The organism is Brevundimonas sp. (assembly GCF_052436175.1).
In the GTDB taxonomy this organism is placed as follows: Bacteria; Pseudomonadota; Alphaproteobacteria; order Caulobacterales; family Caulobacteraceae; genus Brevundimonas.
This window is the reverse complement of the sequence record NZ_JBQVNM010000017.1, coordinates 36775-46326: the sequence shown is the minus strand read 5'-3', so window position 1 is coordinate 46326 and position 9552 is coordinate 36775. Positions and strand designations below refer to the sequence as shown.

13 protein-coding genes are annotated in these 9552 nt (G+C 68.1%); 5 read left to right on the top strand and 8 right to left on the bottom strand.

What is annotated here, in order from left to right:
- The 4 genes from ACT6QK_RS06295 to ACT6QK_RS06280 all read right to left on the bottom strand — a co-directional run.
- The coding region (locus ACT6QK_RS06295; protein WP_444596964.1) for a type II toxin-antitoxin system Phd/YefM family antitoxin at window positions 1–164 on the bottom strand (164 nt) is incomplete at its 3' end.
- A 73-nt stretch (window positions 165–237) separates the two neighbouring features.
- Entirely contained in the window at window positions 238–462 is a 225-nt protein-coding gene (locus ACT6QK_RS06290) for a YdcH family protein (RefSeq protein ID WP_444596963.1), read from the bottom strand.
- 44 nt (window positions 463–506) lie between these two features.
- Entirely contained in the window at window positions 507–980 is a 474-nt protein-coding gene (locus tag ACT6QK_RS06285) for a TIGR02444 family protein (protein ID WP_444596962.1), read from the bottom strand.
- Window positions 977–1606 (bottom strand): UbiX family flavin prenyltransferase, encoded by a 630-nt coding sequence (locus ACT6QK_RS06280; RefSeq protein ID WP_444596961.1) that lies wholly within the window; start codon window positions 1604–1606, stop codon window positions 977–979. The genes ACT6QK_RS06285 and ACT6QK_RS06280 overlap by 4 nt, the downstream gene beginning before the upstream one ends.
- 149 nt (window positions 1607–1755) lie before the next feature.
- On the opposite strand from ACT6QK_RS06280, the gene ACT6QK_RS06275 reads away from it, so the two are divergent.
- Window positions 1756–1929, top strand: a complete 174-nt coding sequence (locus ACT6QK_RS06275) for a YdcH family protein (RefSeq protein ID WP_444596960.1) — start codon at window positions 1756–1758, stop codon at window positions 1927–1929.
- A gap of 82 nt (window positions 1930–2011) precedes the next feature.
- Here the strand turns inward: ACT6QK_RS06275 and ACT6QK_RS06270 are convergent, their stop codons facing one another.
- Window positions 2012–2677: a DUF1013 domain-containing protein gene (locus tag ACT6QK_RS06270; protein WP_444596959.1), complete on the bottom strand. Its 666-nt coding sequence runs from the start codon at window positions 2675–2677 to the stop codon at window positions 2012–2014.
- Between the two features lie 220 nt (window positions 2678–2897).
- Between ACT6QK_RS06270 and ACT6QK_RS06265 the strand changes: the two genes are divergently transcribed.
- Window positions 2898–3560 (top strand): beta/gamma crystallin-related protein, encoded by a 663-nt coding sequence (locus tag ACT6QK_RS06265; protein WP_444596958.1) that lies wholly within the window; start codon window positions 2898–2900, stop codon window positions 3558–3560.
- 19 nt (window positions 3561–3579) lie between these two features.
- Here ACT6QK_RS06265 and ACT6QK_RS06260 read toward each other — a convergent pair whose 3' ends face one another.
- Window positions 3580–4551, bottom strand: coding sequence for an NAD(P)H-quinone oxidoreductase (locus tag ACT6QK_RS06260; protein WP_444596957.1), 972 nt, complete (start codon window positions 4549–4551; stop codon window positions 3580–3582).
- 77 nt (window positions 4552–4628) lie between these two features.
- Here ACT6QK_RS06260 and ACT6QK_RS06255 point away from each other — a divergent pair, with 77 nt between their 5' ends.
- A complete protein-coding gene (locus tag ACT6QK_RS06255) occupies window positions 4629–4832 on the top strand; it encodes a DUF1192 domain-containing protein (RefSeq protein ID WP_444596956.1) in 204 nt (67 codons plus the stop codon).
- 183 nt (window positions 4833–5015) lie between these two features.
- Complete coding sequence (gene rcdA, locus ACT6QK_RS06250) at window positions 5016–5525, top strand: protease adaptor protein RcdA (RefSeq protein ID WP_444596955.1); 510 nt, start codon at window positions 5016–5018, stop codon at window positions 5523–5525.
- A 6-nt stretch (window positions 5526–5531) separates the two neighbouring features.
- Here the strand turns inward: rcdA and ACT6QK_RS06245 are convergent, their stop codons facing one another.
- A complete protein-coding gene (locus ACT6QK_RS06245) occupies window positions 5532–7109 on the bottom strand; it encodes a L,D-transpeptidase family protein (protein ID WP_444596954.1) in 1578 nt (525 codons plus the stop codon).
- Window positions 7110–7284: 175 nt separating this feature from the next.
- Window positions 7285–7509, bottom strand: coding sequence for a 50S ribosomal protein L31 (gene rpmE / locus ACT6QK_RS06240; protein WP_444596953.1), 225 nt, complete (start codon window positions 7507–7509; stop codon window positions 7285–7287).
- A 187-nt stretch (window positions 7510–7696) separates the two neighbouring features.
- Here rpmE and ACT6QK_RS06235 point away from each other — a divergent pair, with 187 nt between their 5' ends.
- A complete protein-coding gene (locus ACT6QK_RS06235; protein WP_444596952.1) occupies window positions 7697–9544 on the top strand; it encodes an ABC transporter transmembrane domain-containing protein in 1848 nt (615 codons plus the stop codon).
- Window positions 9545–9552 lie beyond the last annotated feature (8 nt).

Genomic DNA, 9552 nt, shown 5'->3' with positions numbered 1-9552 from the left:
TCCACCATTCTGGCCCTGCGCTCGTCCCAATTCGTCGTCGGCAAGGAGCGGATTTCGGCGACAGGTTTCCCGTGGCGCGTAATGATGACCTTTTCACCCTCGATCGCCTTGTCGAGCAGGCGCGGCAGGGTGTTCTTGGCTTCGGCGACACTGTAGGCAGCCATGATCAAACTCCGATTATGGCTATAAATATAGCTATTTTCGAGCCCAACCGCCAGCCCGCCGATCAGCAGCCCCTCAGGCGATGATGTCGGGCAGGATGCGGCCCTCGATACGGACGATCTCGTCGCGCAGCAGCAGCTTCTTGCGCTTCAGCCGGGCGATCAGGAGCTGGTCGGGCAGGGGCATGTGGCTCAGGGCCTCGATGGAGGCGTCGAGGTCGGCGTGTTCCTGGCGCAGCAGCTTGACCTCGGCATGGAGGGCCAGCTCTTCCTCGGTCAGGAAAGGATCGTCGTCATTCATGGTGGCAAGGCGTCCCGGACGGTCGGAGCATAGCGGAATCGCGGTCAGGTCGGAAGGCGTTCGGCCAGCTGTATCAGGGCCGGACGGGGCACGACGCCGCTCCATGCGCGTGCGACCTCAGCCAGAGCGTCGATGGCCGGGCGCGGAGATCTCGCCGGGGCGGGGGCCAGGGTCGCAAGGCCGTTCATCAGCACCCGTTCGGCCTGCAACTCAATCGCCTTGACTTGTTCGCGCAAGGCCAGGCGGTCGGCGTCGGCGATATCGACGGTGGCGATTTTGAGAGTGCGGCGGACGCCGCGCAGCGGCTCCACCGTCGTGCTCGACCAACCCCGCGCGAGGTCGCAAGCGGCTTCGATGTCGTCTTCGTCCGGGCGTCGGCCCGTGCGAGCGGTCCAGGCCGCCCAGAGCAGCAGCGGAACATTGTGACCGAGCGCATCCTGCAGGTGCAGACAGGCCTCGCCCACGCCTGGCGCGCCGTAGGCGGCGACCGCCCAGTCCCAGAAACCCTGATCGCTCATTCCGATGGATCATTCCGTGTCGTCGCCGGGCCCTTCAGCCCGTCCCAGCGCTTCACCGGCGACCAGTCCAGGCCGAACAGGTCCAGCGCCCGACCCACGGACTGGTCCACCATCTCCTCGATGGATTTCGGTCTGGCGTAGAAGGCGGGCAGGGGCGGGGCGATGACGGCGCCCATCTCGGTCAGGGTCGTCATCGTGCGCAGATGGCCGAGGTGCAGGGGGGTCTCGCGCACCATCAGCACCAGCCGCCGCCGCTCCTTGAGCATGACGTCGGCGGCGCGGGTCAGCAGGGTCGAGGTCACGCCCGTGGCGATCTCGCCCATCGTCCGCACCGAACAGGGGGCGACGATCATGCCCATCGTCTTGAACGAGCCCGAGGCGATGGAGGCGCCGACGTCGGTCAGACGGTGCGTCACATCGGCGCGCCCCGTCAGGTCGTCGGGGGTCAGATCGGTTTCCTGAGACAGAGTCAGCAGGGCGGCGCGGGTGACCACCAGATGGCTCTCGACCCCCAGTTCGCGCAGGGCGTCCAGCACCCGCACCCCATGGATGACGCCTGAGGCGCCCGATACGCCCACGACAATGCGGTCAGGGGGTCCGGCGGGGGTTCCTGCGGCTCCGTTCACAATAGGGTCCTATTCGGGGGTCAGCCTGCGATGTGTCCGGCGAGACGGGCGGTTTGGTGAACGCCGGTTTACGTCACCGAATCGTGATTCCACAGACCGTCAATCCGGGCGCTCACTACCCTCGTCCCTTAGACATGGAGGCGCAAGCCATGACCATCGAAGCTCGTATTCGCGAACTGGGAAATCGGCACCGGCAGCTGGATGAAGTGATCCAGCGGGAGCTTCACCACCCGTCCGTGGACACGCTGCAGGTCAGGGAGCTCAAGCAGAGAAAGCTCCGACTGAAGGAGGAGATCACCAGTCTGGAGGCCCGGGCAGGGTAGCCGGGGCCCCCAAGGTCAGTAGAATTGAAGCGGCCCCGGGAGCGATCCCGGGGCCGTCGTCGTTTCTAGCGGCCGGGATCGATCAGTTCTTCGTACCGAAGACCGATTCCGCCGTGGGCTCGGCCACGTGACGCTCGCGGGCCTCGGGAACGAACTCCTCCTCGACCACTTCGGGCTCGACCGGCTGGATGGTGCCGCCACCCTTCTTGAGGTCGTCCTTGTGCTTCTTGTCGGCGGCCTTCTTGACCAGATCGTCCAGGGCCAGCTGCCCGACGAGGCCCAGGGTCACCGGATCGACCGGCTTGATGTTGGGGCTGTTCCAGTGGGTGCGGTTGCGCACGCTCTCGATGGTCGACTTGGTGGTGCCCAGCAGCTTGGCGATCTGGGCGTCGGTGACCTCGGGGTGGTTGCGCACGAACCAGGCGATGGCGTCCGGGCGGTCCTGACGACGCGAAACCGGGGTGTATTTCGGCTGGGGCTTGGCCGACTTCAGCAACTCGGCGTGGCGGCTGACGATGGCCTTCATGCGGTAGTCGGGATTGTCCTGGGCCTTGTCCAACTCCTCGCGGGTCAGCTGGCCGCCGGTGATCGGATCGACGCCGCGGATGTCGCGGGCCACGTCGCCGTCGGCGATGCCGCGCACTTCCAGCGGATGCAGGCCGCAGAAATCGGCGATCTGCTCGAAGGTCAGCGAGGTGTTGTCCACCATCCAGACCGCGGTGGCCTTGGGCATGAGGATGTCGGTCATGGGCGTTCGTCCCGGATTATTTGGCCCGAAACCGGGCTCTGGATACAGCGGCGCCCGACCTTTCGGCCGGGCGCGATAGTGGCGCTATAGTCCCATTTGGTGCAAAAGGAAACGCTGTCCGTCGGCTTCATGACGGCGTCATACAGCCAAGGTTCAGGTTCGAGGCGAGATAAGGATTCATCGACGCCGGGCGCGTCATCATCTTCTTGGGGAGGCCAGGATGTTCAATCGTATTCTCATTGCCGCGGCGGTCGCAGCGGTCGTGGCGCCGTCGGCGCCGGCGGCGGCCCAGAACGGCGGTTGGGGCAGCGGCGGCGGCCGCGCCCCGCAAGGCAGCTATCAGTCGAGCTGCAACGACATCTCCGTGCGGGGCAGCCGCCTATACGCCAGCTGCCGCGACATCGGCCGCAACCGTCGCGCCAGTTCGCTGGAGATCAGCCGTTGTGGCGGCGCCGATATCGCCAACGACAACGGTCTTCTGATTTGCGGCAGCCAACGCGGCCAGTGGGAGGGCAATGGCGGCAGTGGCAGCAACGGCGGTGGCTGGGGCGGCAACGGCGGCAGCGGCAGCAACGGCGGCGGTTGGGGCTCCGGCGGCGGTGGCTGGGGCGGCGGCAACAACGGCCGGGGTTCGATCACCGTCTACAGCGACTCCAACTTCCGGGGTGAACGCGCCACCTTCCAGGGCGAGGTCTACAACCTCTCCTCCACCAACCTGAACGACAAGATCAGCTCGATGGAGATGCGCGGCGCCTGGGAGGTCTGCACCGACAGCAATTTCCGGGGCAACTGCCAGATCTTCCGGGGCGATGTCCGCAACCTCGGCGACAGCGGCTTTAACGACCGGATCTCGTCCATGCGTCCTGTGCGGGGCGGCTGGTAGGCCTCGGCCAGCAGGCCTCTCAGGCCGTCAGCACGATCTTGCCGACGTGGCGGCCGCCCTCCAGCCTCTGGTGGGCGGCTGCTGCGTTTTCGAGCGGGAAGGTCGCCTCGATTCGGGGGCGAACCTGCCCTGACGCCACCCAGGGCCAGACCGTCTCTCGAACGGCGGCCGTCAGTCGAGCCTTCTCGTCCGCCGGCCGCGCGCGCAGGGTTGAGCCCGTCAGGACGATCCGCTTCAGCATCAGCTTCAGCAGATCGACCTTGGCCAGGGCCCCGGTCAGGGTGGCGATCACCACCCATCGACCGCCGGGCTTGAGGGCGCCGAGGTTCAACTCGGCATAGTCGGCGCCGACCATGTCCAGCACCACGTCCGCGCCGCCCGCCTCGGCGATGGCGGCTTTGAGGTCATCGGTCGTGGCGTCCAGGCTGATGTCGGCGCCCAGGGCCAGGGCGGCGGCGGCCTTGTCGGCCCCGCGCGAGGTGGCGATGACTCGCGCGCCGGCGGCCCTGGCCATCTGGATGGCGGTCACGCCGATGCCGCTGGTCGCGCCATGGACCAGCAGGGTCTCGCCGGCCTGCAGCCCGCCCGCCTCGAACACATTGGCGAAGACGGTGAAGACCGTCTCGGGCAGGGCGGCGGCCTGGACGACATCCAGCCCGTCGGGGATCGGCAGGACGTGCCGGGCGTCCACCACGGCGTATTCGGCATAGCCGCCGCCGCCCAGCAGAGCGCAGACGCGGTCTCCGGTCTTCCAGTCCGTCACGCCCTCGCCGATCAGATCGATCTCGCCCGCCACCTCCAGCCCCATGATGTCGGAGGCGCCGGGCGGCGGGGCATAGGCGCCCTGACGCTGCAGCAGATCGGGCCGGTTCACACCGGCGGCGCGCGCGCGGATGCGCACCTGTCCCGGCGCCGGCTGAGGGTCCGCGCGTTCGGCGGGAACCAGGGCCTCTGCGGGGCCGACGCCGCCTGTGATCTCGATGACCCGCATCTCGCTCGCCTTGCAATCGTCCGTATGGAGGCGTTGAGATAGCGGTCGGACCCTGTCCTGGCCAGAAGGAGGCTGTCGTGACGTTTGAAGATCTGGAGCCCCGTCCCACGCGCGGGGCCAATTTGACCGCCCTGACGCGGGAAGACCTCGACCTCTATTCCGTCGACGAACTGAACGAGCGGATCGAGACGCTGAACGCCGAGATCGAACGGTCGAAACGCGCCATTTCGGGAAAACAGGACAAGAAAAACGCGGCCGACGCCCTGTTCAACTTCCGATGAGGACGCGCTCTGGCGGCGTGGTTCGCGTGAAACGGGCAGGGTTCAGCCGGTGAGGGAGACGCCTCTGCTCTTTTCGCGCGTGAGGCGTCATGGCATGGGCGTTGCAGACGAACCGAACGGAGACGTCGCGCCATGTGGGGCGAGACGCGGACTGAGGCGGCGTCCTTGAGTATGATCGAGTCCATGACAAGCGGCGAACAACAGTCTGTCGGTCGGTCCCGTGCGGGGGAGGTGCGGGACTTCGCGCGCTCCGAACTGTTCGAGCGCACCTTCCAGGAAGGCATGGATCTGGTGGAGGAGGCCGCCGCCTGGCTGGACGGAGACGGTCGCCGCGAATCCAAGCTGCTGTCGCGCGCCACCGCCCTGGCCTATGCGGGCGAGAGCATGAAGCTGACGACCCGTCTGATGCAGGTGGCGTCCTGGCTGCTGGTCCAACGCGCCGTGCGCGAGGGCGACATGACGCCCGAGGCCGCCTGCGATCCTCGCTATCGCTTGGCCGAACGTCTCCCGGCGGCCGAGGCCTCCAATTCAGAACTGCCGATCGGCCTGATCGAGTTCATGGTGCGCGCCGAGAAGCTGCACGACCGGGTCTATTACCTGGATCGCCGCATGTATCTGGACGCCCCGGCCGAGACCGAGATCAACCCCGTGCTCAGCCAGATGGGCCTGCTGGAAGCGGCCTTCCGTTCCTGATCGGCCTTACGGTCCGACGTCGTTGGCGTCGGACGGGCCGTCGGCGACCACGTCGGGCAGCTTGACGGCGATGCCCAGGGCCTCGGCCAGCTTCTGATCCCGCTTGTAGACATCCTCGCGGAAGGCGACGCGCTGCTGGCCGTCCACGAAGGCCGTCCAGTAGAGCAGGCGGACGCTGATCTCGCGGCCGGTCTGGATCCGCTTGGTCTCGCGGGTGGTCTGGGCCTCGTCGAACTCGCCCAGAAGGTCCGGGTTCGGCGACAGGAGCAGACGCGCGAACTCGACCGCGTTCTGGACCCGGACGCAGCCGTGCGAGCGCTGACGTGTGGCCAGGTTGAAGGCGCCCTTGCTGGGGGTGTCGTGCAGGAAGATGGCGTAGCTGTCGCGCAGTTCGAACTTCACATAGCCCAGGGCGGCCGTCGGACCGGCGCGCTGGATGACCTGCCCGTTGGAAATATACATGTTCTGCGCGGCCAGATAGGCGGGGCCGCGCGGCAGGATCTCGCGCCGAGCGATGCCGGCCGGCACATACCAGGGCGGATTGGCCACGACCGAGGCGAACGGCTTTTCCAGGCTAGGCGTCTGGTTCTCGGGCGAGCCCACGACCACCCGGTTGGAGTGAACCGGCTTGCCGTCCTTCCAGTAGACCATGATGGCGGCGGCGGTGTTGACCTCGATCCGCTCGGGGCTGAGCGTGCGCTTCAGCCAGCGGCGGCGTTCCAGGTTCAGGGCGATCTGGCGGGCGCGGTCCTCGGCGGAGGCGCCGAGCGAGCGCTGGGTCGCGGCGCCGATGCGGCCGTCGGCCAGAAGCCCATGACGCGACTGGAAGCCGCGCACCGCCGTCTGGAGTTCATCGCCATAGGCGACGCCCTGCGCCGTCAGTCGCGCCCCGGCGGACGCGCTGAGATCGCCCTCGGCGACCAGACGCTTGATGAGGGAGGTGATGCGGGCGTCGCTGGTGCCGGGCTCGATCGAGCCGCCCTGGCGGAAGGTCGGCCAGCCGCCGTCGCGGATCAGGCGGGTGTAGCGCAGATAGCCAGCCGACAGGTTGGTGTAGCCGATGTCGTTCGGCGCCAGACCGTCGAACCAGGCCACGATCTGGTTGTTGAACAGGGCGTTGGTGAGGCCGCCGGGCAGATCGACCCGGTTTTTTTCCATCTCCCACAACTCCTCGACCGTCTCGGGCCGGACGCGGCCTTCGGCCAGGGTGCGGGCGTACTCCAGGGCCGCGGCCGTGGTGCGGACCTCGGCGCTGGCCGGATCGGCGGCCAGGCCGACGAAGTCAAAGAAGTCGTTGGGCGCCAGGCCGTGGTTCTCGGCCTTGCGGGCGACGGCGGTCAGGTCCCGGATCCGTTGCGGGTTCCAGACCGGCCGCCAGGCGTTCATCTCGTAGAAGGCGCGCACGTCGTTCTGCTGCGCGGCCGGCAGGCGCGACAGCTGGTCGGAGAAGATCGCTCGCATATCCGCCGGCCGCTGCTGCGGCGCGGGGGCGGGCGGCGTCGGACGCCGATATTGGGCCTGCGCCTGTCCGGCCGCCGCCAGTGCCGTCGTGGCGATGCCGAAACCCAGTTGCCGTCGATTCATCGTGGTAGCTCTAGCCTTCCAGGCCCCGCGAAGACCGCGCCACACATCGCGCCGCCGGGCAGGGCCCATGTTATCGACGTTCGGGACAAACAAAAAGCGCCGGTCATGGGACCGGCGCCTTCCGTGATCACTATGTCGCAGGCTGTGGCGCCGCAGTCGACGCCGGCCGCGGGGCCTACTTCTTGATGAAGCCGCCGAACTTGTTGTTGAAGCGCGAGACGCGGCCGCCGCGGTCCAGCAGCTGCTGGTTGCCGCCGGTCCAGGCCGGATGGGTCGACGGGTCGATGTCCAGGTTCAGCACATCGCCTTCCTTGCCGTAGGTCGAACGCGTCTGATACGTCGAGCCGTCCGTCAGGGTGACGGTGATGAAGTGGTAGTCGGGGTGCGTGTCCGCTTTCATGGTCGTCGTCCGGTCTCTGCGCGGTGACGATGCCGACCGTCTGTGCGCGTTTTGTTGAGTGTCGCCAACGCTCGGTTCGCGGAACCTCGCTGCTTGGGCGACGTGGAAATGAGAAAACCCGCCAGCTGGGGGCGGGAATGAGCGGCGGCGTTTACACCGGGGGGCGTTCCGGGGCAAGAGGCGCGCCATGACGCATCTGCCGCCCGCCCAGGACATGCCCGTCGCCGAAGGGCGCCCGGGCGCCGGCGCCCTCCTGATCGAACAGATGGGAGAGGCGGGCCAGCGTCGGGCGAAACGCCGCGACGTGCGGCCTCTGGGACGTCTGTTTCCCTATCTGGCCCGGCACAGGCTGACGGCGATCTTCGCCCTGCTGTGGCTTCTGGGATCGACCGCCGCCTCGCTGGGACTGACCGCCACGGCGCGCGGGGCCATCGACCACGGGTTCGAGAACGGCGGGCGTCACATCGATCTGTGGTTCCTGGTTCTGGGCGCCAACGCCCTGGTGCTGGGTCTGGCCACCGCCGTTCGCTATTTCTACGTCACCAAGACCGGCGAGCGGATGATCGCGGACATGAGGGCCGAGCTGTTTGGACGCATCCTGGCCCTCGACACCGCCTATTTCGCCCGGATGAGGACGGGAGAGGTGCTGTCGCGCCTGACGACCGACATCGCCCTGGTCGAGACCCTGCTGACCACCTCGGTCTCCTATGCGCTGCGAAACTTCCTGACCCTGCTGGGCGGGGTCGGGATGCTGTTCTTCGTCAGTCCCAAGCTGACCGGGCTGGTGGTCCTGATCGCGCCGCTGCTGATCGGGCCGATCTTCCTGTTCGGGCGGCGGGTGCGAAAGCTGACGGTCGCGTCGCAGGATCGATTCGCGGGCGCCGTGGGCTTTGCCGGAGAAAGCGTGGACGCCATCGAGACGGTCCAGGCCTTCGGCCGGGTCGAGGGCGGGGTCGCGCGGTTCCGCGACGCGGTCGAGGCCGCCTTTTCGGCCAGCCTGACGCGGATGAAGGCCCGGGCCCTGATGACGGCCTTCATCATCGTGGTGATGTTCGGCGGCGTGACCCTGGTGCTCTGGCTGGGCGCCCAGGACGTGCTGGCCGGCACGATGAGCCCGGGGGCGCTGCTGCAGTTCGTCCTGCTGTCGGTCTTCGTGGCCGGGGCCGTGGGCGCGCTCGGCGAAAGCTGGGGCGACGTCCAGAAGGCCGCCGGCGCCATGGAGCGGATCGACGAGCTGATGAAGGTCGAGCCGGGCATCGCCGCGCCCGAGACGCCCTCGGTCCTGCCCAGCCCGCCGCGCGGCGAGGTGTCCATGTCGGCGGTGGAGTTCGCCTATCCGGGCCGCCCGGACCTGCCGGCGCTGAAGGGATTCTCCCTGACCGTGCGTCCGGGCGAGACCGTGGCCCTGGTGGGCCCGTCGGGGGCGGGCAAGTCGACCGTCTTCCGGCTCTTGCTGCGCTTCTATGACCCGCAGGCCGGCCTTGTGTCGGTAGACGGGGTCGATGTGCGGTCCGCCGAACCCGCAGAGGTGCGCAGCCGCTTCGCCTGGGTGTCCCAGGAGGCGCCCCTGTTCTCCGGGTCGGCCGCCGAGAATATCCGCTTCGGCCGTGAGGACGCCACAGACGCAGAGGTGCGCGCCGCTGCGGAGGAGGCCCAGGCCCTGAGCTTCATCGAGGCGCTGCCCCAAGGGTTCGACACCCCGCTGGGCGAGCGCGGGAAGGGCCTGTCCGGCGGTCAGCGTCAACGAGTGGCCATCGCCCGGGCCTTGGTGCGCGAGGCGCCGATCCTGCTGCTCGATGAGGCCACCAGCGCGCTGGACGCCGAGAATGAGCGGCTGGTCCAGGTCGCTCTCGATCAGGCGATGGAGAGCCGGACGACCCTGGTCATCGCCCACCGGCTGGCCACCGTCCTGCGCGCGGACCGGATCGTGGTCATGGAGGACGGCAAGGTGGTGGAGGAGGGCGACCACTCCAGCCTGATCGCCCGGGGCGGCCTTTACGCCCGCCTCGCGGAGCTGCAGTTCCGCGCGGACTGAACGGCCGT